Origin of the sequence: Aeromonas lacus (assembly GCF_000764665.1) — a bacterium.
In the GTDB taxonomy this organism is placed as follows: Bacteria; Pseudomonadota; Gammaproteobacteria; order Enterobacterales; family Aeromonadaceae; genus Aeromonas; species Aeromonas lacus.
The window spans coordinates 25,747-51,679 of sequence record NZ_JRGM01000032.1 but is presented as its reverse complement, the minus strand read 5'-3'; the positions used below and the strand labels follow the sequence as shown (position 1 = coordinate 51,679).

The following is a 25,933-nucleotide window of genomic DNA, read 5'->3' as shown; positions in this document are numbered from 1 at the left end:
TGGTTGTCAGGCGCCACGGCGCCAGCGGTGATAACGGGCCAGCAGGGTCAGCACCCGGGTGGGCTGGTGGGCCCGTTTCCATTCACCCGCCACGTATTTGTTCCCCTCCATCAGGGTGGGATAGGCGTGGATGGTGCCGAGGATCTTGCCAAGGCCCAAGCCATGGCGCATGGCGAGCACGAACTCGGCGATCCGCTCGCCGGCGTGAGTGCCCACTATGGTGGCACCCAGGATCTGATCCTTGCCGGGTACGGTGAGTACCTCGATAAAGCCCTGACGCTCGCTGTCAGCGATGGCTCTGTCCAGCTCGGCCAGCTCGAAGCGGGTCAGCTCGAAGGGGATGCCCTGCGCCCTGGCCTCTTTCTGGTTGAGGCCGACCCGGGCAATCTCCGGCGTGGTGTAGATGGCGGCCGGCATGACCCGATAGTCGGCCCGAAAGCGCTTGAACGAACTGAACAGGGCGTTGACCGCGGCATACCAAGCCTGATGGGCGGCGGCATGGGTGAGCTGGTAAGGGCCCGCTACGTCCCCCACCGCCAGAATGCTGGGGTAGTTGGTGGCAAGGAAGCCATCGACCGCTACCGTGCCGTTCGGAGCCAGCTCCACCCCCAGCTCTTCGAGCCCGAAGCCGCTGACGTTGGCGACCCGACCCAGAGCCAACAGCAGCTGATCCCCTGCAATGGTTTGCGTTTCGTCGCCCCGGCGCAGTTGCAGCCGGATGGGGAGATCCTCAGCCGCAGGCAGATAGTCGGCTCGCTCGGCACGCCAGCCGGTGAGCACCCGTACGCCGTCGCGGGCCAGCTGATCCGCCAACAGCTCGGCCACCTCCCGCTCTTCGCGGGGCAGCAGCTGATCCGAGAGCTCTACCAAGGTAACGGGCACACCTAGCAGGGTAAAACTTTGGGCCAGCTCGCAGCCTATGGGGCCGCCGCCCAGCACCAGCAGCTGGCGCGGCGCAGTGCGCAGTTGCCAGAGAGTGTCGGAGGTGAGGTAAGGTACCTGCTCAAGGCCCGGCAGCTTGGGCACTAGCGGCCGGGCGCCGGTGGCAAGCACGATATGGCGGCTGGCAAGGCGCTGACCGTTCACCTCCACCTGCCAGGGAGAGACCAGCCGCGCCTCCCCTTCGATGCACTCCACTCCAAGTCCTTCATAGCGCGCCACCGAGTCATGGGGTTCGACCTCCTTGATGACGCGGGCGACCCGCTCCATCACGGCGGCAAAATCGGCGCAGGTTTTGCTCGGGTCAAAACCCAGTTCACTGGCCCGGCGCTGCTCTGCGGCAAAGCGGGCACTTCGGATCAGTGACTTGGAGGGAACGCAGCCGCTGTTGAGGCAATCGCCTCCCATCTTGTGCTTCTCGATGAGCGCCACCTTGGCCTTCACCGCCGCGGCAATATAGCTGGTGACCAGACCGCCGGCCCCGGCGCCAATCACCAGCAGGTTGTAGTCATAGCGTGTCGGCTTGCGGTAGGGGGCGTGTAGCCGATGCAGGGCGAGGCGCCGCTGCAGGCTCTTGAGCAGCATCGGCATCAGCCCGAGCAGGGTCAGCGCCACCATCAGGCCGGGGGAGAGGATATTGCCGGTGCTGGTGAGGTTGGCAAGCTCGCTCCCCGCCAGCACGTAGACGAAGGTGCCGGGCAGCATGCCAAGCTGGCTCACCCAGTAGTAGGTGCTGACTCTGATAGGGGTGAGCCCCATCAGCAGGTTGACCAAAAAGAAGGGGAAGATGGGGATGAGGCGCAGGCTCAACAGATAAAGCGCCCCTTCCTTCTTCATGCCGGCCTGCAAGCTGGCCAACTTGTCGCCAAAGCGCCGCTCGACCCAGTCGCGCAGCAGAAAGCGGGCGCTGAGAAAGGCCAGGGTCGCGCCAATGCTGCTGGCAAAGGAGACCAGCAGCAGGCCCCAGGCAACGCCGAACACGGCGCTGCCGGCCAGGGTAAGCAGGCTGGCGCCGGGCAGGGAGAGGGCGGTGCTCACCACATAGACGGCGACGAACAGCAGGGCGGCGCTGACGAAATGGCGGTCGACCAGGGCGGCCAGCTCGACCTGACGGGCTTGCAGCTGGGGCAGGCTCAGGTAGTGGCCAAGGTCGAAGGCGAAAAAGGCGCCGATGAGGCAGCCCATCACCAGCACCAGCAGCAGGCGGGAGCCTCTCATCAGGCGTCCTTGCTATCCGGCTGGGCCGGACGCACTGGCTGCACCGGCAGCTGGCAGAAGCCTTGCGGGGCGATATCGAGGGCGGCGTTGAACTTGGCCGACATGTTCTGGAAGGCGATGAGGCCGGTCAGCTCCACCATGGCATCGTCGTCGAACCAGGGCTTGAGGCGGGCAGCCTGCTCATCGCTGACCCCATCGAGGCCCGTCATCGCCTCGGTGTAGTCGAGAACGGCCCGCTCCCGCTCGTCGAATAAGGGGCTTTCGCGCCAGTTTGCGAGTGCCTCCACCTTCTCGCTGGAGCCCGCCCGCTTGATGAGGGTCATGGCGTTGATGTCGACGCAGAAGCGGCACCAGTTGAGCTGGGAGACCCGCACCGTCACCAGGGAGCGCAGCACGGGGTCGATGGGGGAGCGCTTGCGGTTGATGACGCCATAGAGGGTGGCGACGGCAGCAAACAGGCGCGGTGAGCGGCCCCAGCACTTGCCGGGAATGAGCACCTGACCGTAGTTGCGCTGTTGCAGCCAGAAAAAGGGGCGGATAAACCAGGCATATTCCCGGTCGGGTTTCACCTCGACGCGCATTGATGACCTTCTTATTGCTTCAAATTGGGTTTGTAGGCCTGACCCAGCCGCTCGTTGAGGCGGATCAGAAAATCCTCGATCCGTGCCCGGTTGGTGCCCAAGTCGCTGCGCCCCTGGCGGGAGGCGGAGCGCATGTCGATGCGGGTTTCGCTTGGGCCGACAAAGACCCGCAGCGCCACATCATCCTGAAAACCGAACCAGCCGGTGGTGGCCACCGCATCGAGGCCATCCGGACTTGGCCGCACCTGCCAGCCGAGCTGCTCCATCAGGGCGTGGGCTTCGGTGATCACCTCGGCCGGGGAGGCCTTGGTATAGAGAGGACCGGGTTTACCCTCAAGTGCTTTCAACGGAGCCGGATTAATCGGTAGATCCTGCGCCGTTCTGAGCTCGCTGGCCCAGCGCAACAGGGGCGGGTTGTAAGGATCCGTACTGACATCGTTGACCAGCGGTACGCGCAGCGCCTGTATCACAAAGGCCAGAGGCAGCAGCAGCGGCACTGCGCCCCAGCCATTGGTGTGTCGGCTGCGGCACCAGGGGAGGCGCACCAGCAACACCAGAGAGATGATGGCTCCAAGCAGGCAGAGGGTGAACCCGAGCCACCAGGGCCAGAGATGAAAGCGGCTGCCAAGAGCCCCTGCCAAAGGGAGCAACCAGGCCAGCAGTGGCCACCTGTATAAGCTGGGCATAGCGCGGGATCCATCCTCGAAGTGCGGAACGTGCCGAGAAGAATAAACTTAATAGCCTGATAACGTTAGTAAATTCGTGTGTGCTCAGGGGGCTTTTGGCCCATGTGTCAAGGGAGACGGTAAAACAGCGCGAGGCCCGTTGCAAACGGGCCTCGCTGGAAGGTGATTGGGGTGCGCTGACGGTATGGATCAGTTGCGATAGAGCACCTTGATAAGATGGAAGCCGAACTTGGTGCGCACCGGCCCCAGTACCTTGAGCAGCTCACCCTTGAAGACTGCATCGTCAAAGGGTTTGACCATATCCCCTTTGTTGAACTCCCCCAGATCGCCACTGCGTTTGGCAGAGGCACAGGTGGAAAAACGCTTGGCCATCTGGCCGAAGTCAGCGCCCTTTTCGATCTTCTCCTTGATCTCCAGACACTGTTTTTCGGTCTTGACCAGAATGTGCTGGGCACAGGCTTTTTTCATCGGGCGCTCCTCGGGTATTGGGGTTGGCAAATCGGGGGCGCAAGATTACCTCAATTGGCCGCGTCCGTCAGCCGCCAGCGCAGCTTTGGGGCGTGCTTGCCAGATTATCTCCAGCCCGAGCAGGGCGTAGAGGCTCCAGATGGCCAGCGGATTGAGCCACTCGCCGCCCAGTTGCATGGTCATCAGGGCGCCGGCTGCCAGCAGCAAGGTGATCCCCGGCAGGCGCCAGTAGGCGGGTAGCGGCGCCAGCAGAGCCATGGCCAGCAAGATCCCGAGGCCAAACGGCAGGTTGAGTGCGGTAAAGGCCAGCGCCTGCTGGCCACTCATGCCGGTCAGCAGGGCCAGCAGGGCGCTGCAACAGGCGAGAAAGGTGATGAACTCGAGACGATCGGCAATATAGTCAGCCATCTGTTCGCTACGTGCATGCATGATGTGTCTCCTTTAAATTGCTGACTTCAAGTGTGGGGCAGGGGGGGCGGCAAGGGGAGCGGGATAATTCGATTGCCCTGAACGAGCATTTCTTAACCGCAATTGGTTGCGTGTTGTGAGGCTCTCGCATTCGACGAGATTCTGCTGCGAAAGCGCGTCGTGGGACCAGGCTGCCGACAAATTCTGTCGCATGTTGTTTTGCGTGCCGTTGCTGGCGGGAATCCGGACGTAGCGGGTATGTGGTACTGGTGAGCGCGGCGTTGGGGTGAGATGAGGGCTAGGGTCGGCGTTTTGAGCTCGGCAGCACGTACCCGAGCGGATGATTTGTAGCCAACGTCTTCAAAGATATGGTGAATTTGCCACGGATGCCGCACTGTTGCCAGCCGGTGCCTATGTTAGGATAGGGCTCGCAATTTGCTGGGGTGCTCCGTTTCTCTGCCTCCGATGTGCCGTGAGCCGCTCCGCCATCTTAACCAATTTTCAGGAATATTGACCTTTGACAGGATGCAATCCGTCCCTGCTGACAGGGAGTTCGCTCTTTGGCTCAGCCCTTCGACGTAGCCTCCTGGTGCTCGGGTTGGGCCTTATGCTGTCGCTGATGGCCACCCCCGCACTGGCTGCCAAGCTCACCTATCAGGTCAAGGGGTTGAAAGGGGAGAACAAGGATAACGTTGAAGCCTACCTCAACGCCTTGCCCGTCTATCAGGAGCGGCAATACCGTCCGGCTCGCGCCAAGATCACCGAGAGCGTGCAAAAGGCGCTGCAGGTGTATGGTTACTACCAGCCCAAGATCACCCTGAGCCGCGACAAGAAGACCCCGTCCAACGTCCTGATCGAGGTGGACAAGGGGGAGCCGGTCATCGTCTCGCGCCTCGATATTCTGCTGGAGGGGGATGCCGGCAGCGACGAGGTCTACAGCGCCCTGCTCGATCAGTTGCCGCTCAAAGAGGGTGATCCCCTCAACCATGCCAAATATGAGTCGATCAAGGCGGATCTGGGCAGCCTCGGGCTGGCCCGCGGCTACTTCGATGCCAAGTTGGGCAAGAGCCAGGTCAAGGTGTTCCCGGACAAGGGGACGGCGGAGATCTACATCCTCTTCCAGTCGGGTCACCGCTACCACTTTGGCGAGATCCGCTACGACGCCACCCCCGAAGCGCTCCACCTGATTCGGCCGCTTATCAACATCAAGAGCGGCGACCCCTATCTCGCCATCCGTCTGGCCGAGATGTCGCAGGATGTCTCCTCCACCAAGCTGTTCCGTCAGGTCGATATCAAGCCGGTATTGAGCGAGGCGAGCAACTACCGGGTGCCCATCTCGGTGACCCTCGACAACCGGGTCGATCACGAGATTGAGACCGGTATCGGCTATGCCACCGACGTGGGGCCGCGGATGAGTGCCACCTGGGAGAAGCCCTGGGTTAACCGCTATGGCCACCGCCTCTTTGCCACCGCCAAGGTCTCCCAACCGGAGGCCGAGCTCAGCTTCGACTACCAGATCCCGGTGGGCAACCCGCTGCGGGACTACTACTCGATCCAGACCGGTTACCAGTACAAGGACAACAACGATACCCGTTCCGACCTGACGACCGTCGGTGTGCACCGCTGGACGCGGCGGCCGGAGAGCTGGGACCGGGATGTCTTTATCCGGCTGGAAAACGAAATCTATACCCAGGGTGCCGACGAGGGGAACAGCTTGCTGCTGATCCCCGGTGTCTCCTGGTCGCGGCTGCGGGTGCGCGGTGGTCTGGTGCCCGACTGGGGCGATCGTCAGCAGCTGACGCTGGAGTTCTCAGACCCCTCCTGGGGCTCCGACATCAGCTTTATGCGGGTGTGGGGGCGCAGCAAGTGGCTGCGTACTCTGGGGGATAACCACAGATTCCTGATGCGTGCCGAGCAGGGGGCCATCATTGGCGACAGCTTCTCGCTGGTGCCGCCTTCTCTGCGTTTCTTTACTGGTGGTGATCAGACGGTGCGCGGCTTTGGCTACGAGACTATCTCGCCGACCGGCTCGGACGGCAAGCTGACCGGTGGCCGCTACACCAGCGTCGCCAGCATGGAGTACAACTATCGTTTCAGCGACAAGTGGCTGGGAGCCCTGTTTGTGGATGGCGGTACCGCCACCAATGACTACAGCGAGCCGTGGAAGATTGGTACCGGTGTCGGTGTGCGCTGGGTGACCCCCATCGGTCAGGTCAGGCTGGATCTGGCGGTCGGGGTATCGGAAGAGGACAAGCCCTTGCGGCTGCATTTCGCTCTGGGGCCTGAATTATGATCTGGGTAAAACGCATTTTTCTCTGGCTGATGGGGCTGATTTTCCTGCTGCTCATCGGCGTCAGCCTGCTGGGATTCACCCATCAGGGCAACAAGTGGTTGTGGCAACAGGCCAGGGCGGCGCAGCCCTCCCTCAAGGGGGAGTTGGTGGCGGGCCAGCTTGGCTATGGTTGGACTCTGGAAGGGGCGGGTTGGCAGGATGAGCTGGTGGATGTCACCGTCGATCGCGCCGTGCTCGACTGGGATCTTGGCAAACTGCTGCAGGGCAAACTCTGGATCAAATCTCTTGAGGTGACCCATCCGGTGGTGAAGGTGGCCGACTCGGAGCCTGCCCCGGAAGAGCCGTCGGAGCCTTTTGTCTGGCATCCGCTCCCCCTCAAAATTCAGATCGACAGCCTCAAGGTGGCTGACCTCGATCTGGCGGTACCCGGTGTTGCCGTGACGCTGGGATCCCTCGATATCGGCGCCACCCTCAATCGCAAGGGGCTGATCGTGCGCGGGCCCGTGCTCGATGACCTGAAGGTGACACTGGATGACTCGGCGCCCGCCAACGCAGGGGCCAGCTCCGCCAAACAGCCAGCCACGGCGAACGCCAAGCCCGTTAACGCCAAGAGCGCTAAAGATAAGAGTGCTAACGAGCAGCAAGCCGGGGCTGCGGTTGCTCGCACCGACAAGGCCAGCATCGAGACTGCCAAACAGGGTAAGGGAGCGACAGTTGCAAAAACTGCAAAGGCAGCCCCCATTATCCTGCCCGCCATCCATCTGCCATTCCCCATTCAGCTTGAAGGGGTGAATGTTACCCGGGTGCAATACAAGCAGGGTGAGCTGGTCGAGGGGATCGACAAGTTGCAGCTCTCTGCCAGTGCCGTCGGCGATCGTATCGAGGTGCGCGAGTTGTCGCTGCGCCATGCCATGGCGGATCTGGCGCTCAAGGGCAATATCCGGCTGGGGGATGACTATCCGCTGGCGGTGACCCTGGATGCCAAGGCCCGCAAGGGGTTGCTCGATGGCGAGCTGCAAGGTGAGCAGGCGACCCTGACCCTGGGCGGCTCGGTTGGCAAACTGGCACTGACGCTGGCAGCCAAGGGGCCGGTGGCCGCCAACCTCAAGGGATCTCTGGCCGCGCTCGATCCGGATCTGCCCTTCGATCTGGCTCTCGACTGGAAGAGCCTCGGCTGGCCGTTGCACAAACCTGCCAAAGATGAGCCGAACTATCGGCTGGATAAAGGGAGCCTGACCGCCAAGGGCAAGCTCTCCGGCTACCAGTTTGCCTTCAATACCGCTGGCAAGGGCACCGATGTCCCTCCCTTCAAGGTTGTGCTGGAAGGGAAGGGTGATCTGGAGCGGCTCAGCAAGATCGCTTTGCAGCTCAACGCCCTCAAGGGGGAGCTCAAACTCGATGGCAAGCTCGCCTGGCACAAGGGGATCGAGTGGCAGGGGACGACCCTGTTCAAGGGGATCAATCCGGCCGAGCTGGTGCCTGAGTTGAAAGGGACGCTGGCCGGTGAGCTGGAGAGCCGGTTTGCGATGAACGAGGCGGGCCACTGGGAACTCAACCTGCCCAAGCTCAAGATCGATGGCAAGCTCAACCAGTATCCGCTGGCCCTCAAGGGTGAGCTGCGCGGTAACGACAAGATGGAGTGGCAGATCCCGACCCTCTCGCTGCAAAGCGGTCCCAACCAGCTGCAGGCCAAGGGGAGCATAGCCCCTGCTCGCTGGCAGCTGGATGCGGCACTGGATGCGCCCCAGCTCGGCGGCATTTATCCCGGTCTGAAGGGGGATATCAAGGGGCAGGTGAAAGTGAGCGGCAACCAGCAGACCCCCAGAGTGGCTGCCGACTTGACCGCTGGCCGTCTCTACTACGCGGGAACCAATCTCGGTGGCATTACCCTCAAGGGCAACGGCGCGCTGGGGGCCAGGCCAGCTGGCGAGCTGTCACTCTCGGTTGCCGAGTTGACTCAGGGGGCCACCAAGCTGAGCCAGCTGCTGCTCAATCTGAACGGTGATTTTAACCAGCATCAGCTGACCCTGACCATGAAGGGTGACCCGGTTGCGGCCAACCTCAAACTGGCGGGCGGAATGCGTGGGGATCATTGGCGTGGCGCTCTCTCCGAGCTCAAGCTGAAGACCCCGCTGCGCCGCTGGGATCTTACCTCGCCCTGGGATCTGGATGTGGATCTGCCGCGCCAGCGCGTGGCAATGGGGGATCTCTGCCTTGGCTCGCAAGGGGCCAGCCTCTGCGTGAAACGGAGCCAGGTCTCGGCAGCGCAAGGCTCGCTGGAGTTTGCACTGGCCGGGTTTGACCTCAAGCGGTTGCGTCCCTGGTTGCCGGACAACTTTAGCTGGCAGGCGGTGCTCTCTGCCGACGGCCGTGCCAGCTGGCGCGGCAATCAGCCGACCCTCCATGCGGTGGTGCGCACCACGCCGGGTACCTTTGTCACCGATGATCTCAAGACCGATTATCAGCAGCTGGCGCTGGGCCTTGATTTCGAGCGGCAGCAGGCGGCTATTCGTCTCGACTTTGCCTCCAAACAGATCGGCAATATCGATACCGAGCTGCTGATCAGGGAGCCCGCCGGTCGCGGTCTGCTCGGCGGCCAGCTCAAGTTTGATGATCTCAAGCTCGACACTTTTGCCCCGCTCATTCCGGAGGTGCGCTCCCTGCACGGGGTCATCTCGGCCAATGCCCGTTTTGATGGCACTTTGGCGGCGCCGCTGCTGTTTGGCCAGCTCAATCTGAGCGATGGCGAGGTGCAGACCCACTCCGACATGGTGACCCTGACCAAGCTGGTGACACGCCTCAAGATCGAAGGCAACCGGGCCGAGCTGGATGGTTCCATGCTGGTTGGCAAGGGGCCGCTGGCACTGGGGGGCTGGCTCAGCTGGGCCAAGATGCCGGTGACCGGCAGCCTCACCATTCAGGGCAAGGAGCTGGAGGCGCAGTATCCGGGGATGGGGCGGGTGAAGGTATCCCCCGATATCGCCGTCTCGCTGGGTGACGAAACCCGGGTGACCGGTCAGGTGGATATCCCCTGGGCACGCATTCTGGTCAAGAGTCTGCCTGACTCGGCGGTCGCCGTCTCTGACGATGTCACCGTGGTTTATGATGATCTGCCCCCACCACCCAAGCAGACCAGCCTGCCGCTGGCGATGAAGGTGGCGATCCGCCTTGGCAATGATGTGAAGCTGGAGGCGATGGGGCTCAAGACCGATGTGTCGGGCGGCATCAATATTCGTCAGGATCCGGGCAAGCCGCTGGCAGGCAATGGTCAGCTGGTGCTCACCAATGGTCGCTTCAAGGCATATGGCCAGAACCTGATCATCAAGGAGGGGCGGATCCTCTTCTCCGGTCCACTTGATCGCCCCTTCCTCAATATCGAGGCGTACCGTGACCCCGATACCATCGAGGGGCAGGTGACGGTGGGGGTGCGAGTGACCGGCCCGGCCAGCAAGCCGGCGATCAATGTCTACTCCGAGCCGCAGATGGCGCAGTCGGAACAGCTCTCCTATCTGCTGCGCGGCAAAGGGTTGCAGACCGGCGGTGAGGATGGCGGTTTCAACGGCCTGCTGGTGGCCGGTGCTGTGAGTCAGGCCAACGGCGTGGTGTCGAGCATCGGCGAGTCGCTCGGGATGAGCGATGTTTCCCTCGATACGGCAGGCAGTGGTGACAACACCCAGGTGACCCTGTCGGCCTATCTGCTGCCGGGCTTGCAGTTCCAGTACGGGGTCGGGGTGTTCAGCCCCATCGCCGAGTTCAAGCTGCGCTACGAACTGCTGCCGCGCCTCTATCTGCAGGCGATGAGCGGGGTGGCACAGGCAGTGGATATCTTCTATCGCTTCACGCTCTGATGGCGGTGAGAACTGAACAACGGGAGGCTCTGGCCTCCCGTTTTTATTTCGCGCTCGCCAACAGACAAATGGCGCTAAAGGTTGGGAGTGCAGAGGGATAACGGATTGGACGGGCCAGAAAAGCGAAAGCCCGGCGCAAGGCCGGGTTTTCTGAATGATGGTGGAGGGAGAAGGATTCGAACCTTCGAAGGCAGAGCCGTCAGATTTACAGTCTGATCCCTTTGGCCGCTCGGGAACCCCTCCACGGGGTATTGCTTCATATTTTTGCACTTGAATGGTGGAGGGAGAAGGATTCGAACCTTCGAAGGCAGAGCCGTCAGATTTACAGTCTGATCCCTTTGGCCGCTCGGGAACCCCTCCCCAAGTGCGAGGCGCATACTAACAGATCTTCCGCTTTTGTGAACCCCTGAAGCGGATTTTTCCATTAAAAGAATTGGATATGTGGCCGATAAGAGATGAAATCACCATTTTCAAGAGTTATCCCATGCTACCCAGTTCAATCCGTAATCAGCTGCTCGTCGATGAAGGCCAGTTGGGGCAGCGCCTCAACAAGGATCTTCAGCATGGCGATCGGGCTGATTTTCGATTGCAGCTGGCGCTACTGACCGATGCGGTGGAAGAGCAGCCCTGGTTCGATGCCAAGCCGGCGGCAAGCCCTGACCAGCGGGACTGGCGAGCGCACTTCGAGCTGCGAGAGGCTCAGGTGCTGATGGCCGAGGGAGCGGGGAGTGACTGCAGTGCCATCAATGAGCGGTTGCAGCAGGGGGGAAGCATGGTGGATGTGCGGCTCTGGCTGGCACTGCAAACGCCGCCACTGGTAGCCAGACAGCCGCTGATCGATGAGGCGGTGTTTGACAATCTGACGCTGCTGGGGCGCGAGAAGCTGCAACACAAGGTAGCCAGTGTGCCGCGTGAGGAGGATCCGCTGGTGCTGTTGCCGGTGCTTGACCGGTTGCAGCAGGGGGTCGATACCCGCCTTCACTGGCTCAGTTAGGGACTGGAGTGTCTCTTGCTCTGCCTGCTGAATATCAGGCAAACAAAAAGGCGGGATAACCCGCCTTTATGCTCTTTGTGATCCTCGATGCCTTATGCGTCAGCTTCGTCCGTTTCAACCTGCTCCTTCAACGCGGCATTGGCGCGACGGGCAATGGGTTTTTCGGTATGGCGATTGAGTTGACGCTCCAGTTTTTGTCCCAATTCGTTGATGGCGGCGTAGAGATCCTCATGCTCTGCCTGGGCAAACAGTTTGCCGTTGGGGATGCCAGCACTGGCTTCGACAATGAACATCAGACGCTCTTTGGAGACAATCACATGGGGTGTGATGAGAGGCACCTGAAGACGTTCGAGCTTTTCAAAACGGGATTCGATACGCTCGCGAATAGCCGGGGTGATGTCGATGATTTTGCTGGTAATTTCGATTTTCATATAGGCCCCCTTCGGGTCGTCTTGCTTGTGTCTTCACCTTCAGATTACTGATTGGTGGTACTTAAAATGTGACATAAGTCACAAAACGCAGCCATCATTATTCAGCAACTTATAAATTGTGATCTTTTCCGGTTTCGTGCCAAAAATCGCTTGAGCTCCTTGAAACTGGCAGGCAGTATGACGGGAATAGGATCGTTTCTGTCCCCTCTTGGCAGCACCCTGTGTCGACCTCATATCCGGTTCCCACTGCTTGATATCGCATGTTTGCACTTTGCCCCTCCTGTCTTCGACCTCATGAGCGGATCCGGGGGCAGTTGCTGCTGCCTGTTGCTGGACATCAAACGTGGTCGGTTGTTGTGTTGGAGTCATAAATGAAGCATCAAGCCACGCAGGTCATGTGGTTTTTTGATCGGCAGCATGATCAGTGGAGTCTCTCTGATCAGGGTACCTGCCAGCAGTGGCAAGGAAAGGGTGTCCATCCATGGGCCGACCAGCTGCTGCCGGAAGATGAAGCGGGTTTTGCCGACTTCCTCATCCGCCTTCATGAATCACACCTGCCGGAACAGTTTATCGGTCACCTCAGAGATAAAGAGGGAGCCCTCAACCATGTGCTCTGGAGTGGCCAGTTTGTGCCCAACCAGGAGGTCTGCTGTGGTTGGCTGCTCCCGCTTGCCGCAACGTCTCTCAAGCTCTCTCTGCCTTTGCTGCAGACCAGTCTGCTCACCCAGCTGGCGCAGGCGCTCTCTGCCCGCACCGGGCTCGACTTCTTCAACACCCTGGTCAAACAGCTCTCCCACATTCTGCAGGTCGATGCGGTCTGGGTCGGTGAGCTGAGCTCGGCGGATCGGGTGCGGGTGCTGGCCGCCGACGGGCTGGCGCTCAAGGATTACCCGCTGGTGGGAACGCCCTGCCAGCAGCTCTATCGGCAGGGTGCGGTCTGCCTGGAGGTGATCTCCGAGCAGGAGGAGTACCAGCCGTGGCTGGCAGCCGGTCAGACCTATTACGGTCAGCCGCTGTTTGATGGCCGGGGGCAACTGCTGGGCCATCTGGCGCTGCTCAGCTCGGCACCGGCAGATATGGCGAACCTCAACTCGGTGCTCAACACCTTTACGGTGCGGATGGTTGCCGAGCTGGAACGGCTGCAATCAGATGCCCAGATGCGCCTCTCTGCGGTAGCTTTCGAAACCCATGAGGGGATCATCATCACCGACCCGGGCTTCAAGATCCTGCGGGTCAACAACGCCTTTAGCCAGATCACCGGATTTGATAGCCAGGCAGTGCTCGGCCTGCAGCTGGAACAGGATCTCTGGCCCAATCTGGGGGGGCTTGGTTACGAGCTCAATCCCCTGAGCCGCTGGCAGGGTGAGACCCAGCGTCTGCACGCCGATGGTCATACCTATCCCCAATGGGAAATCGTGACGCCGGTACAGGATGAGAAGGGGGGCATAAGCCACTTCGTCATCTGCTTCGAGGATATCTCCGAGCGCAAGGCCGCCGAACGGCGGATCCAGGATCTCGCCTATTACGACGAGCTGACTGGTCTGCCCAACCGCCGCCAGCTTCATGAAACCCTGGTTCAGACCTTCAATGAGGCGACCCACAGCTGCCTGATCGGCGCGTTGCTCTTTATCGACCTAGATCACTTCAAGACCATCAACGACTCCCTTGGCCACGCCACCGGCGACTGGCTGCTCAAAGAGGTGGCAACCCGGCTCAAACGGCTGGTGCGTCAGGGCGATTGTCTGGCTCGCCTCGGTGGGGATGAGTTCGTCCTGCTGCTGCCGTCGTTGTCGGCCAGTCCGCCCCAGGCGGAGATGCAGGCTGATATCATTGCCGAGCGGCTCATCACCGAGATTGCTGCGCCCTACACCTATGCGGGGCAGGTGCTGCACATTGGTGCCAGCGTCGGCATCACCCTGTTTCCGGATCGGGAGCAGGGGGTGGATGACCTGCTCAAGCAGGCGGATACCGCCATGTATCAGGCCAAGTCGGCCGGCCGCAAGACTCGCCGTTTCTTTGACGCCTCCATGCAGCAGCAGGCGGATCGTCGCCTGCACATCCACAACGAGCTGCGCAACGCCCTCAACCAGCAGGAGCTGACGCTCTACTATCAGCCACAGCATCTGGTGGATGGCGGCGATATCATAGGTGTCGAGGCGCTGATCCGCTGGCAGCCGGCGGGGCGTGCACTGGTTTCGCCAGCCGAGTTTATCCCCATCGCCGAGGAGAGCGACCTTATTGTCGATATCGGCAACTGGGTGCTCCATGAAGCCTGTGCCCAGTATGTGCTGTGGGAGGAGAATGGTATCCATATCCCGCAGATCTCGGTCAACGTCAGTGCCAAGCAGTTCCATGCCACCGACTTTGTCGAGCGGATCCACGATGTGCTGGCGCAAACCGGCATGGATCCGGCCTGCCTCAATCTGGAGATCACCGAATCCGTGGTGCTGGGCCATGCCGAGGACACCATCAGCAAGATGACGGATCTCAAATCCCTTGGCATCAGCTTTGCCATCGACGATTTCGGCGCCGGCTACTCCTCCCTGAGCTATCTCAAGCGGCTGCCTGCCGACGAGCTCAAGATCGATCGCTCCTTCATCCAGGACATCCCGAAGGATGGCGACAACATGGCCATTGTCGAGGCGGTGATCGCCATGGCACGCCACATGGGGTTCAACGTCACTGCCGAAGGGGTGGAGTCACGCCAGCAGCTGGAGTTTCTCAAGGCGCAGGGGTGCAGCTTCTATCAGGGCTACCTCGCCTCCAAGCCGTTGCCGGTGCCCTATCTGGAGAAATATGTGCAGCGCCTCGCCAGGCAGGAGTACCCGCGTGAAATTCAGCTGAGCGGCGTAGAAAAATAGTCTCCTCTCCCCGCTGTCGCCTTGGCTGGCAACGGGTAGAATGGGAGGCAGTAGACCCACCGCCCGCGGGCGGTGTTCTTGCCTCGCAATGGAGATGTTCAGTGAAAGCTGTATGGGGAATTGTTTTGTCGGCGCTGTTTGCGCCGGGTCTGATGGCACAAACAGCGGAGCAGTCGCTGTACCGTCAGGCCTACGATGCGGTAAAGGCCGATGATCAGGCCCGTTTCCAGCAAATTCGAGCCCGTTTGGCTCATTATCCCCTATTGCCCTACCTCGATTATTACCAGCTCGCCTTTCGGCCCGGGGCGGCCGACTACAACGATGTGACCCGCTTTATCCGCGAGCATGGCGACACTCCCCAGTCGAACCGGCTGGAACGCAGTTACCTCACCTATCTGGCCCAGAGCGAGCAGTGGTCGCAATTCCTGCGCTTCTATCCGGCCAAGCCGAGCTCCACCGATCTGCTCTGCATGCATTATCAGGCGCTCTACAACACCGGCAAACAGGGTGAAGCGCTGCAGGGGGCTGGCAAACTCTGGATGAGCGGTCAATCCCGCCCCGATGCCTGCTCGCCGCTCTTCAAGCTGTGGCAGGCATCCGGTCAGCGTACTCAGGAGAAGATCTGGCAGCGGATGACCCTGGCGTTCGAGGCGGAGAACCCCAACCTGATCCGCCATCTGGGGGCCAACCTGTCGGGTAGCCTGCAAAGCTATGGCGATCAGATGGTGACCCTGTTTGAACAGCCTGCCAAGGCGATGAATCCAGCTTATTTCAGCAGCAATCCCTACTCAAGGAAGCTGCTCTCACTCGGTTTGGCCCGTTATGCCAATCAGGAACCCGAGGCGGTACTGCGCCAGCTGGCGCTCTTTCGCAGCCGCTTTGGCCTGACCCAGGCCGAGGTCAAGCCGGTTGAGCGTGCCATTGCCCGGCGCTTGCTGCTGGATCGCTCACTGGCCCAGCGTAGCTGGCTCGACAATACGGTAGTGCGGCTGGCTGATCCCGATATCACCGAGCTGCGGGCCCGTCTCGCGATTTGGGAGCAGGATTGGCGCGGCCTATCCGGTTGGGTGAAAAAGATGCCGATGGCGCGTCAGAAAGAGGATCGCTGGCGCTACTGGATGGCGCGCTCCCTTGAAGTGCAGGGGCAAAAGAAACCGGCTCAGGAGCTCTATCTGGAGACCGCCAACCTGCGCGGTTTCTACGGGTTCATGGCGGCCCAGCGTACCGGCGTGCCCTACCGTATGGTCAATCAGGGGGTGAAGCATGTCCCGGACTGGCGCACCGCCAGCCAGCGTTGGCCCTTCCTGCTGCGGGTGCGCGAGCTGCTGTCGATGAACGAAATCACTGCAGCACGGGCCGAGTGGATCCACAACATGGATCGCAACCCGGTGGCTCAACGCATCGAGTTTGGTCATATCGCCCTCAATCAGGGGTGGCATGAGCTGGCTATCCTCTCCAGCATCCGCGCCGAGGCGTGGGATGCACTGGAGCTGCGCTTCCCCAAACCTTACAGGCAGACGTTCAGTCAGGTGGCGCGGGAGCGGGCGGTCAACATGAGCCTGCTCTACGCCATCTCCCGTCAGGAGAGTGCTCTTTATCCGATGGCCCAGTCACCGGTGGGGGCGCGCGGCCTGATGCAGCTGATGCCCTCGACCGCCAAAGAGACTGCCGGCAAGCTCGGTGTGCCCTATCGCAGCGAACAGCAGCTGTTTGATCCGGCGATGAATGTCCGGCTGGGCAGTGCCTACCTCAAGCGCTTGCTCGATCTCTACGATGGCAACCGGATCCTGGCGGCAGCGGCCTACAACGCCGGGCCCGGTCGGGTGAAGCGCTGGCGCGATCAGAGTGAAAACAAGCCGATGGATGTCTGGGTCGAGAGCATCCCCTACAAGGAGACGCGCAACTACGTGCAGAACGTGTTGTCGTTTGACCTTATCTATCAGCACAAGCTGCAGCAGCCGCTGCGCTTCATGTCGGATCGGGAGCTCAACCACGCCTATTGAGCACGGGGCCGCCAGTCGGCCCCGTTTTCAAATCCCGCAGGCAGCGGGTATCATCAGCAACGCTCTGTTACAAAAGGAAACATGAGTGGTGATCGGGCTCCGGGAAATGTTCCAGGGAGCGGGATATACTCGGCCGTCGGCACCAGCAGGTTCCCCTCACAATAAAGGAATGGATAGTGGCAACGATAAAAGACGTTTCTCAGCTGGCAAATGTGTCTATTTCCACCGTATCGCGCGTGATCAACAACACGGCGCAGGTCGCCCCGGAAAAGCGCGAGGCAGTATTGGCGGCCATGAAGGAACTGAATTTTCGGCCCAACAGTTTTGCCCAGGCTCTGGTCAGCAAGCGTTCCAACTGCATCGGCGTGCTGGTCGGCGACCTCTGCGGTGGCCCCTTCTTCGCCCAGATGATGCGGGGCATTGAAACCATGGTCGATCGGGCCAACAAGTTCACCATTGTGATGTCGGGCAACCATGACATTACCCGCGAACGCCATGCCATTCAGGCCCTGCTGCAGCGTCAGTGCGATGCCCTGATCCTGCACAGCAAGGCGCTGCCCGACGAGGAGCTGAACGAGCTGGCGGCGGGTACCACTCCCATCGTCTTTATCAACCGTCAGGTGCCGGGCTTTGAGGATCGCTGCGTCTGGCTCGACAACAAGGCCGGGATCACCACGGCTTGCCAGCATCTGCTCGATGCCGGTCATCGCAAGATTGCCTTTATTACCTCCGACGACGAGGAGTTCGTCGATGGTCAGCAACGGATGGCGGGCTATACCCAGACGCTGGGGCGGGCTGGTATCTCCCTTGATCCGGCCCTGATCAGCCGCGGCTTTGCCGACGAGAACGGTGGTTATGTGGCGATGAGCGAACTGCTGGCGCGCGGTGTCGAGTTCACTGCCGTGCTCGGTTTCAACGATGGCATGGTGGCCGGGGCTATCTCCTGCCTGCTGGAGCGAGGTTACAAGATCCCGCAACAGGTGTCGGTGGTGGGCTTCGACGATATCCCCTATGCCCGCTACATCTATCCCAAGCTCACCACGGTGCGCTACCCCATTGAGGAGATGGGCAGCCGTGCCGCCGAGCTGGCCTTGCGCCTGCTCGATCACAAGCCGGTAGACGGGTTGCCGCTCAAATTCGAAGCCCAGCTGGTGGAGCGTGAATCGGTCGCCTGATCTGCGGCGAGAAGTCCTGAGCAATATGGCCCCATCGGGGCCATATCTTTATCCGCCACATGCGTTCCGGTTTTACCCCGCCAGGGCAATCCGCTGCTGGCGGCGCGCTTCCACCCCTTCGGCAAGGGTATCGAGCACTATCCGCGTCTGCTCCCAACCGATGCAACCATCGGTGACCGACTGGCCGTAGCGCAGCGGCTGGTTGCCTATATCCTGGCGTCCCTCCTTGAGAAAACTCTCCACCATGACGGCGGCGATGGTGTGGCAGCCGCTGCCCAGCTGGGCAGCCAGATCCCGTGCAACGGGCAGTTGGCGGGCGTGCTGTTTCTGGCTGTTGCCGTGGCTGCAATCGATCATCAGCCGAGGTGATAGGTGATGCTGGCGCAGCAGCTCGCCAGCCTCTGCCACATGATTGCTCTGATAGTTGGGCAGGCGGCCACCGCGCAGGATCAGGTGACCATCGGGGTTGCCATGACTGCGCACCAGTGCCAGCCGCCCGTCACCGGAAGGCTGCGGATAGAGGTGCGCGGCCCGGCTGGCAAGGATGGCCTCGACCGCGATCCGGACGTTGCCATCGGTGCCGTTTTTAAAACCGATGGGGCAGGGGAGGGCCGAGGCCAGCTGGCGGTGCAGTTGGGATTCGGTGGTGCGGGCACCGATGGCGCCCCAGCTGATGAGATCCCCCAGATAGAGCATGCTGGTGAGATCGAGAAATTCGGTGGCACAGGCGAGCCCCTCTTGCCCGAGTGCCAGCAGCAGTTCGCGCGCCTGGCGCAATCCCTCCGCCAGCCGATCGCTGCCGTCCAGACCCGGGTCGAAGATAAATCCCTTCCAGCCGAGCGTTGTGCGCGGCTTCTCGAAATAGGTGCGCATCACCAGTTGCAGCTGATCCCCGTATTGGCCCTGCAGTTCGGCCAGCCGGCCACCATAGTCGCGGGCGGCGGCCGGATCGTGAATGGAGCAGGGGCCGATCACCAGCAGCAGGCGGTCGTCCTCTCCCTGCAAAATATGACGGGCAAGCTGGCGGCTGCGCGCTATCTGACGGACGAGTCGGGGAGGGACGGGGTGATCTTGCAGCAACTCATCCGGTGTGGGCAGGGTGGCAAGGGGTGAAGCATTCAGAAGTGAGGTGAACATGAGCGATCCTTATGGCAATGGAAACCTGCATGCTCATTGCTGTCCAGTGGGGATTTTCCCCTTATTGTGTCGGGCAATGCAGCGCGGGCAAGAGGCCCGCGCTGTTGGCTTGATGAGCTTTAGAAGCGGGCCGAGCCACTGATGTAGTAGCTGCGACCCGGTTCCACGTTCTGGAAGGTGGCGTCTTTCTCTTGCAGGCGCACATCGGTCAGGTTGGTGATACCGACCCGCAGATCAAAGTTGCTGGTGACCTTGAAGCCGGTGCCCAGATCGAAGGTCTGATAGCTGGGCAGCTTGTGCAGCACCACGGCCTTGTTGACGGTCTGCTCCGCATACTGGGTGCCGGTGTAGGTGGTGCCAACGAAGGCGTTGACCCGCTCGGTAGCCTGCCAGGTCAGCTTGGCGTTGGCCTTGTGCTCCGGCCGTTCGGGCAGGGCCTGACCCTGATCGCCTTCCGCTTTCAGGTAGGTGTAGTTGGCACCCAGATTGATGTCGTCGGTCAGATCGAGCCTGCCGGTCAGCTCCAGCCCTTTGGTGGTGGCCTTCTCCAGGTTGTACCAGGTGCGGTCAGTGGAGTTCGGCAGCTGTTTGAAGGTGAGCATGTCGTCGATATCGGAGTAGAACAGGGTGGCGCTGGTCTCCCAGATCCCTTGCCCTGCGATGACGCCCAGCTCGTAGTTGGTGCTGGTTTCCGGCTTGACCTTGTCACTGCCATAGATACGGCAGCTGCCGCCGCAGCTCTCGATGCTGTAGCCGTTGGAGTACTGGTGCGGTGCCGGCGCCTTGAAAGCCTGGCTGACACCGCCTTTCACGGTCACCACATCGTTCAGTTCGTAAACCAGGTAGCCGCGCGGGGTGAAGTGACTGCCGTAGATCTCGTGGTGATCGTAACGGCCGCCCAGAGTCAGGGTCAGGCTGTCGGTCAGGCCGATCTCGTCCTGAGCAAACAGTGCCTCCTGGGAGTGACTCTCCTTGCCGCCGATATCCTTGTAGCTCACCGCATCCACCAGCTCCCGATCCAGATATTCGCCACCCAGCGTCAGGTAGTGGTTGGCCAGCGCCAGATTGGTGTAGCCCTTGAGGGTGAAGGTGTTCTCCTCCAGTTCGCGCTGCTGCGGGGCCGAGTAGCTGGTATTGAAATCGTCGATTTGGGAGGTTTCGTAGTTGGCCATGACGGTGGTGTCACCCCAGCTCCAGTTCCCCTTGTGAGTCAAACCAAACAGGTTGCGATCGTTCTGCTGCTGGCGGCTGTGCACCTTGTTGCCGGTCTTGCGGAAGATATCGAGGGGCCGCTCATCCTGGTTGTACAGATAGTCAAACTCGAAGCGTTGCTGCTCATCCACCAGCCAGCTCAGGGTAGAGGCAAAGTTGCGGGTCTGTTTGGCTTCGATGAGCGGGATGCCATCGGCCGCTTCGGGCGGAGTCCATGCCTGACGGTCATATACTTCGCCATTCATCCGGATCAGCAGGTTGTCGGTCAGCGGGCCGGTAAAGCCCAGGTTGGTTCTGTGCTGATCGCCGCCATCCTTGCCTTCAATGGCCTTGAAGTCGGCATCTGCCGCCCCTTGCCAGGTTTTGCCCGGCTGCTTGGTGATGATGTTGATGACACCGCCGATGGCATCGGAGCCGTAAAGTGCCGACATGGGGCCACGGATCACCTCGACCCGCTCGATCATGCCAAGGGGCACCGGGGTGTTGTCGAAGTTGCCACCGCGCCACAGGGCATTGGAGGAGGAGAGGCGTTTGCCATCCACCAGCACCAGCGTGTATTTGCCCGACATGCCGCGAATGCCGATATCGCTGCGGCCATTGGTGTCGGTCTCGGCCTGGATGCCCACTTCGTGGCGCAGCAGGTCGGCAAGGTCATTGACCGGTGCGGCCTTGATCTGCTCGGCACTGATAACCGAGATGGAGGCGGGTGCCGAGCGGGTATTGTGCGCCGTGGTGGTGACAGTGATCACCTCATCGGCTTGAGGCACGTTATTGGCGGCGATCGCTTGCTGGGTCAGCAGGGTGACGATGGTGGTGGCCAGCAGGCTGGGGGCAATAAAACGGGAGGTTGAGGATTTCATTATTTACATCTTCCATAACATTCAAATGATAAGCGTTATCATTATCAAGTTGAATTTGCTCCGATCGCAACTCTTTTTTATCGGTGATGTTCGGTTTCGTTCGCCCCTCTCTTTTGATTAAAAAGAAGTTAATGAAATTGATTATCATTTGTATTGATCGTTTTTTCACTCCTTGTTAGGATGCCGCTCACCCTGCGATGTTGTGAGTCAAATGACTCACATTTTGTCGTTTCAGGCAGTGATTCATTCCAAGGAGTAGCACCGTCATGTGTGACCATGCACTGGAAGAAGAGTGGCCCGCCGCAACGGCCGGGCTGGATAAAGTGTGCTGTTTTGCCAGCGGTGACAGGGTATTGGTCGCTTCCGGTATCCACGACAGTTTTACCGGCATCCCACCGGAAAAACTACTCGCCCATCTACGTCAGTTGCGCCAGCAGGGGATGGACAATCCCATCGCCATCGGCGCCATCCCGTTTGATACCCAATCCCCTTGGCATCTGGTGATCCCGACGCAATCGCAGTGGGTCAAACGGGATGCGCTGTTGCCTGCCAGCTGTTGTCAGCTCCATGGCGATGTGAGTGAAGTGACCGGCTCAGCCCATTATCAGGGGGCAGTGCGGGCGGCACTGCAGCAGTTCAGCGAGGGTCAGCTCGAGAAGGTAGTGCTGTCGCGCGCCATCGATGTGCAGAGCGCAGAGCAGACTTCCCCTGCACACGCCTATGGCTCCCTGCTGGACCAGAATCCGGGCGCCTATGTGTTTCAGATCCCGCTGCCGGAGGGGGAGACCCTGCTTGGCGCCAGCCCGGAGTTGTTGGTGTCACGCAGCGAGATGGCGGTGGTGAGCAATCCGCTCGCGGGCTCCCGTCCGCGCCCCGCTTTTCCTGATCAACCGGCGGCCAGTGCCGAACTGCTGGGTGCCCAGAAGGATCGCTATGAACATGCGCTGGTGGCCGATGCGGTCGCTGCGGCCCTCTCTCCCTTCTGCCGCGAGTTGGACGTCCCCCTGGAGCCGCAGGTGATCGCGACCCCTACCATGTGGCACCTCTCGACCCGCATCGCCGGGCGGCTCCATGAACCCTCTCCCGTGTTGGCTCTGGCGCTGGCGTTGCACCCGACGCCGGCGGTGTGCGGCACACCGCTCTCGGCTGCGCGTCAGGCCATCGCCCGGCTTGAGGGGTACGATCGCCGCTTCTACTGCGGCGCCGTCGGCTGGATGGATGCCGATGGCAATGGCGAGTGGGTAGTCACCATTCGCTGTGGCGTGCTGGCCGGCAGACAGCTGCGGCTCTATGCCGGCGCTGGGGTGGTGGTGGGCTCTTCGCCCGAAGCAGAGTGGCAGGAGACCGCCGCCAAGCTCGGCACCATGCTGCGGGCGTTTGGTCTCGAAAGCCGGGAGCCGGAGGTGACAACATGAAGCCGCTGGTGCCCTTTACCCCCTGGCCTGCAGAGCTGGCGGCCCACTACCGGGCACAAGGTTGGTGGTGCGGGCAACCGCTCACCGCCCTGCTCGATGACTCCGCCGAACGTTATCCCGAGCGCACGGCCCTGATCTGCGGTGAACGTACCCTCAGTTATGGCCAGTTAAAGCGTGAGGTCGATGCGCTGGCGGCGCGGCTGGCGGCGCGCGGGCTGGGTCATGGAGATACCGCGCTGGTGCAGTTGCCCAACTGCGCCGAGTTTTATATCTGCTGGTTTGCCCTGATCCGCTGCGGTGTGGTGGCGGTGCATGCCCTCTACAGCCATCAGCGGCGCGAGCTGGTGGCCTTTGCCCGCCAGATTGAGCCCGCCTTGCTGGTACTCAGCCCCTCTCACCCCGGCTATGACGGTGAAGCGGGAAGCCTCGCGGCCCTTGACGAGTTGGCATCGTCCTCCTGCCAGACACTGCTTTTCGAGCAGGTTGAAGGCGCAGGTCTTCAGTCTGGATTTGCATGGCGTCAGCCTCAATCCATGACCCGTGCAGATGGTTCTGTGCAGGTGGCTGCTGCGCCTACACCGACTCCAGCCGATCAGGTCGCCTTTTTCCAGCTTTCCGGCGGCAGCACCGGTACCCCCAAACTGATCCCCCGTACCCACGATGACTATGGCTACAGCGTGCGCCAGAGCGTGGCGGTGTGCGGCTGGGATGAGCGGGTGATCTATCTCTGCGCCCTGCCGGCGCCCCACAACTTTCCCCTGAGCTCCCCCGGCGCACTGGGGGTGTTTTATGCCGGTGGCTGCGTGGTGCTGGCAAAGGATCCCTCTGCGGCAACCTGTCTGCCGCTTGTGCAGCGTCATCAGGTCAACTGGGCGGCACTGGTGCCACCGGCGCTGGCGCTCTGGCTGGAGGCGGCCAGCTACTATCCACAGACCTCTCTGGAGTGTGTGCAGGTGGGGGGGGCGCGCCTCAGCCCGGCTCACGCCGAGGCGGTGGCGAGCCGCCTTGGTTGCCGCTTGCAGCAGGTGTTCGGCATGGCCGAGGGGCTGGTCAACTACACCCGCATCAAGGATGACCACTGGCACATCGTCAATACCCAGGGCCGCCCGATGAGCCCGGGTGACGAAGTGGAGGTGCGGGATAGCGATGGGCGCCCCTTGCCCGATGGCGAGTGTGGCGAACTCTGGACGCGCGGCCCCTACACCTTTCGCGGCTACTTCAAGGCAGATGCCCACAATCAGCGGGCTTTTGACCGGGACGGTTTCTACTGCACCGGCGATCTGGTCTGCCGCTTGCCCGGCGGTCATCTGATGGTGGTGGGGCGCAACAAGGATCAGATCAACCGGGGCGGGGAGAAGATCGACGCCCTCGAGATTGAAGCGCTGCTGATTACTCATCCGGATGTGCGGCAAGCGGCGCTGGTCGCCATGCCCGACCCCATGCTCGGGGAGCGCAGCTGCGCCTTTTTGATGTGCCGCGAGCCCCTCAATCTGCCCCGCTTGCGCCGTTTCCTGCGCGAGCAGGGGGTGGCCGATTACAAACTGCCCGATCGCTTGGTGCTGGTGGAGCAACTGCCCCACACCCCGGTCGGCAAGATAGACAAACAGACGCTGCGCGAGCAGCTCGCCAAGGAGTGTGCATGACCATTCAATCCCTCGCCGCCTACCCGCTGCCCACCGCTGAGGAGCTGCCCACCGGGCGGGTGAACTGGCCCTTCGAACCGGGCCGTGCCGCCTTGCTGGTCCACGATATGCAGCACTATTTCGTCGACTTCTACGGGCCGGACAATCCGCTGATCAATCAGGTCATCGACCATATCGCCACCCTGATCCGTCAGGCGCGTGCCCTCGGTATGCCGGTGGTCTATACCGCCCAGCCCGCCGAACAGAGTCAGGCCGATCGGGCCCTGCTCAATGACATGTGGGGGCCGGGACTGACCCGAGCGCCGGAGCGTCAACCAATCGTTCCGGCGCTGGCGCCCGAGCCGCAGGATACGGTGCTGACCAAGTGGCGCTACAGCGCTTTTTGCCGCTCACCGCTGGCCGAGCTAATGGCCCAATGGGGGCGGGATCAGCTGGTGATCTGCGGCATCTACGGCCATATCGGGGTGATGCAGACGGCGGTCGATGCCTTTATGCGCGATATCCGCCCCTTCCTGGTGGCAGATGCCATCGCCGACTTCTCCCGCGAGGATCATCTGCTGGCGCTCTCCTATGTCAGCCGCAATGCCGGTCGGGTGATTACCGTGGCCGAGGTGATGGCGGTGGCCAGCAAACGTCCCCTGACTCGGGAGTTGCTGCGCGCTCAGGTGCTGGCGCGGTTGCCCGCCGAGATGCAGCATGAGCAGCCCACCGAGGATGACAACCTGCTCGACTACGGTCTCGACTCGCTGGCGGTGATGGGGCTGGTGGAGGAGTGGCGTCAGCAGGGGCTGGTGGTGGAGCTGGCTGAGCTGTCTCGCATTCCGACCCTGGCCCACTGGTGGGGGATCCTCTCCCGTCAGCTCAATGTCAGTCAGGACACGGCTCATCAGGTCAACGAAGATCACGTCAGCGAGCCGGAGTGCACCCCATGAGCGAGTGGCAAGGCAGAACCGTCTGGGTAACCGGCGCAGCGCAGGGGATTGGCCATGCGGTGGCACGCACCTTTGCCGAGGCGGGAGCCAGCGTTGTTGCGTTCGATCTGCAACTGGCCGAGGCGCTGCCCGGCAACGTGAAGGGGGTGGTGATCGACGTGAGTGACAGCGAGGCCGTGACCCGCTGTTGCGAACAATTGCTGGACGAGGGACTGGGACCCGATGTGCTGGTCAATGTCGCTGGCGTGCTGGCGACCGGCAGGATTGATGAGGTGGATGACGCTCTCTTGCTGCGCACCTTCGCCATCAACACCTTCGCCCCCTTCTACCTGATGCGGGCCCTGACCCCCTGGTTTAAGGGACGGCGCAGGGGCGTCATCGTCAATGTCTCCTCCAATGCCGGTCGGGTGCCGCGAGTGGGGATGGGCATCTATGGCGCCTCCAAGGCGGCGCTGACCAACCTGACCCAAACGACAGGCTTGGAGCTCGCCCCCTATGGGGTGCGCTGCAATCTGGTGTCGCCGGGCTCGACCCGTACCCCGATGCTCTGCGGCATGTGGCAGGAGGGGGAGGCTGAGCAGCGCGAGGGAGAGCTGCGTACCATCGCTGGCCTGCCCGGGCAGTTCAAGCTGGGGATCCCCCTTGGCAAATTGGGAACACCTGCCGAGGTGGCGGCCTGCGTGCTGTTTCTCGCCTCCGATGCCGCCAGCCATATCACCCTGCAGGATCTGGTGGTCGATGGCGGTGCCACCCTGGGGGTCTAGCCCGTGCGCTGCCAATCTGGCAGGCGTGACACTCTCTTTATGGAGGAGGCTTGGCCTCCTCGCTT

18 protein-coding genes and 2 tRNA genes are annotated in these 25,933 nt (G+C 61.5%); 10 read left to right on the top strand and 10 right to left on the bottom strand.

From position 1 onward, the window contains the following. Positions 1–6: 6 nt before the first annotated feature. The 5 genes from LG31_RS0105245 to LG31_RS0105225 all read right to left on the bottom strand — a co-directional run bounded on the left by LG31_RS0105245 (position 7) and on the right by LG31_RS0105225 (position 4,321). Entirely contained in the window at positions 7–2,157 is a 2,151-nt protein-coding gene (locus LG31_RS0105245) for an FAD-dependent oxidoreductase (RefSeq protein ID WP_033113445.1), read from the bottom strand. Continuing rightward, positions 2,157–2,738, bottom strand: coding sequence for a carboxymuconolactone decarboxylase family protein (locus tag LG31_RS0105240; RefSeq protein WP_016350227.1), 582 nt, complete (start codon positions 2,736–2,738; stop codon positions 2,157–2,159). The genes LG31_RS0105245 and LG31_RS0105240 overlap by 1 nt, the downstream gene beginning before the upstream one ends. An 11-nt stretch (positions 2,739–2,749) precedes the next feature. Next, a complete protein-coding gene (locus LG31_RS0105235; protein WP_033113444.1) occupies positions 2,750–3,424 on the bottom strand; it encodes a DUF1499 domain-containing protein in 675 nt (224 codons plus the stop codon). A gap of 189 nt (positions 3,425–3,613) precedes the next feature. Next, a complete protein-coding gene (locus LG31_RS0105230) occupies positions 3,614–3,892 on the bottom strand; it encodes a peptidylprolyl isomerase (RefSeq protein ID WP_005334269.1) in 279 nt (92 codons plus the stop codon). A gap of 45 nt (positions 3,893–3,937) precedes the next feature. After that, positions 3,938–4,321 (bottom strand): hypothetical protein, encoded by a 384-nt coding sequence (locus LG31_RS0105225; RefSeq protein ID WP_033113443.1) that lies wholly within the window; start codon positions 4,319–4,321, stop codon positions 3,938–3,940. Between the two features lie 496 nt (positions 4,322–4,817). Between LG31_RS0105225 and tamA the strand changes: the two genes are divergently transcribed. Together tamA and tamB are read left to right on the top strand one after the other, a co-directional pair. Then, complete coding sequence (gene tamA, locus LG31_RS0105220) at positions 4,818–6,593, top strand: autotransporter assembly complex protein TamA (RefSeq protein WP_033113442.1); 1,776 nt, start codon at positions 4,818–4,820, stop codon at positions 6,591–6,593. Further along, complete coding sequence (gene tamB, locus LG31_RS0105215) at positions 6,590–10,441, top strand: autotransporter assembly complex protein TamB (protein ID WP_033113441.1); 3,852 nt, start codon at positions 6,590–6,592, stop codon at positions 10,439–10,441. Before tamA ends, tamB begins: the two co-directional genes overlap by 4 nt. A gap of 158 nt (positions 10,442–10,599) precedes the next feature. On the opposite strand, the gene LG31_RS0105210 is transcribed toward tamB, so the two are convergent. Continuing rightward, a tRNA-Tyr gene (locus LG31_RS0105210) sits at positions 10,600–10,684 on the bottom strand. Between the two features lie 32 nt (positions 10,685–10,716). Continuing rightward, a tRNA-Tyr gene (locus LG31_RS0105205) sits at positions 10,717–10,801 on the bottom strand. Positions 10,802–10,925: 124 nt separating this feature from the next. Between LG31_RS0105205 and LG31_RS0105200 the strand changes: the two genes are divergently transcribed. After that, positions 10,926–11,435, top strand: a complete 510-nt coding sequence (locus tag LG31_RS0105200; RefSeq protein WP_033113472.1) for a VC2046/SO_2500 family protein — start codon at positions 10,926–10,928, stop codon at positions 11,433–11,435. A gap of 92 nt (positions 11,436–11,527) precedes the next feature. Here LG31_RS0105200 and hpf read toward each other — a convergent pair whose 3' ends face one another. Beyond that, positions 11,528–11,866 carry a ribosome hibernation-promoting factor, HPF/YfiA family gene (hpf, locus tag LG31_RS0105195; protein ID WP_033113440.1) on the bottom strand — a complete coding sequence of 113 codons (339 nt, stop codon included), beginning with the start codon at positions 11,864–11,866 and terminating at the stop codon, positions 11,528–11,530. A gap of 371 nt (positions 11,867–12,237) precedes the next feature. Here hpf and LG31_RS0105185 point away from each other — a divergent pair, with 371 nt between their 5' ends. The 3 genes from LG31_RS0105185 (at position 12,238) to LG31_RS0105175 (ending at position 17,905) form a co-directional block, all read left to right on the top strand. Then, positions 12,238–14,727, top strand: coding sequence for a putative bifunctional diguanylate cyclase/phosphodiesterase (locus LG31_RS0105185; protein WP_033113438.1), 2,490 nt, complete (start codon positions 12,238–12,240; stop codon positions 14,725–14,727). A 101-nt stretch (positions 14,728–14,828) separates the two neighbouring features. After that, positions 14,829–16,730, top strand: coding sequence for a transglycosylase SLT domain-containing protein (locus LG31_RS0105180; RefSeq protein ID WP_033113437.1), 1,902 nt, complete (start codon positions 14,829–14,831; stop codon positions 16,728–16,730). Positions 16,731–16,906: 176 nt separating this feature from the next. Continuing rightward, the gene (locus LG31_RS0105175) at positions 16,907–17,905 is read left to right on the top strand and encodes a LacI family DNA-binding transcriptional regulator (RefSeq protein ID WP_033113436.1); all 999 of its coding nucleotides are present in this window, start codon (positions 16,907–16,909) and stop codon (positions 17,903–17,905) included. Positions 17,906–17,977: 72 nt separating this feature from the next. On the opposite strand, the gene LG31_RS0105170 is transcribed toward LG31_RS0105175, so the two are convergent. Both LG31_RS0105170 and LG31_RS0105165 read right to left on the bottom strand, forming a co-directional pair. Continuing rightward, positions 17,978–19,042, bottom strand: coding sequence for a 3-deoxy-7-phosphoheptulonate synthase (locus tag LG31_RS0105170; RefSeq protein ID WP_033113435.1), 1,065 nt, complete (start codon positions 19,040–19,042; stop codon positions 17,978–17,980). A 119-nt stretch (positions 19,043–19,161) separates the two neighbouring features. Continuing rightward, positions 19,162–21,114 carry a TonB-dependent receptor domain-containing protein gene (locus LG31_RS0105165; protein ID WP_033113434.1) on the bottom strand — a complete coding sequence of 651 codons (1,953 nt, stop codon included), beginning with the start codon at positions 21,112–21,114 and terminating at the stop codon, positions 19,162–19,164. Between the two features lie 266 nt (positions 21,115–21,380). On the opposite strand from LG31_RS0105165, the gene LG31_RS0105160 reads away from it, so the two are divergent. From LG31_RS0105160 to dhbA, 4 genes are read left to right on the top strand one after another with little or no spacing between them, the layout of a single operon-like run. After that, the gene (locus tag LG31_RS0105160) at positions 21,381–22,529 is read left to right on the top strand and encodes an isochorismate synthase (RefSeq protein ID WP_033113433.1); all 1,149 of its coding nucleotides are present in this window, start codon (positions 21,381–21,383) and stop codon (positions 22,527–22,529) included. Beyond that, positions 22,526–24,172, top strand: a complete 1,647-nt coding sequence (locus LG31_RS0105155) for a (2,3-dihydroxybenzoyl)adenylate synthase (RefSeq protein ID WP_033113432.1) — start codon at positions 22,526–22,528, stop codon at positions 24,170–24,172. The genes LG31_RS0105160 and LG31_RS0105155 overlap by 4 nt, the downstream gene beginning before the upstream one ends. Next, positions 24,169–25,104 (top strand): isochorismatase family protein, encoded by a 936-nt coding sequence (locus tag LG31_RS0105150; protein ID WP_033113431.1) that lies wholly within the window; start codon positions 24,169–24,171, stop codon positions 25,102–25,104. The genes LG31_RS0105155 and LG31_RS0105150 overlap by 4 nt, the downstream gene beginning before the upstream one ends. Next, positions 25,101–25,868, top strand: a complete 768-nt coding sequence (dhbA, locus tag LG31_RS0105145; protein WP_033113430.1) for a 2,3-dihydro-2,3-dihydroxybenzoate dehydrogenase — start codon at positions 25,101–25,103, stop codon at positions 25,866–25,868. The genes LG31_RS0105150 and dhbA overlap by 4 nt, the downstream gene beginning before the upstream one ends. Positions 25,869–25,933: the final 65 nt, after the last annotated feature.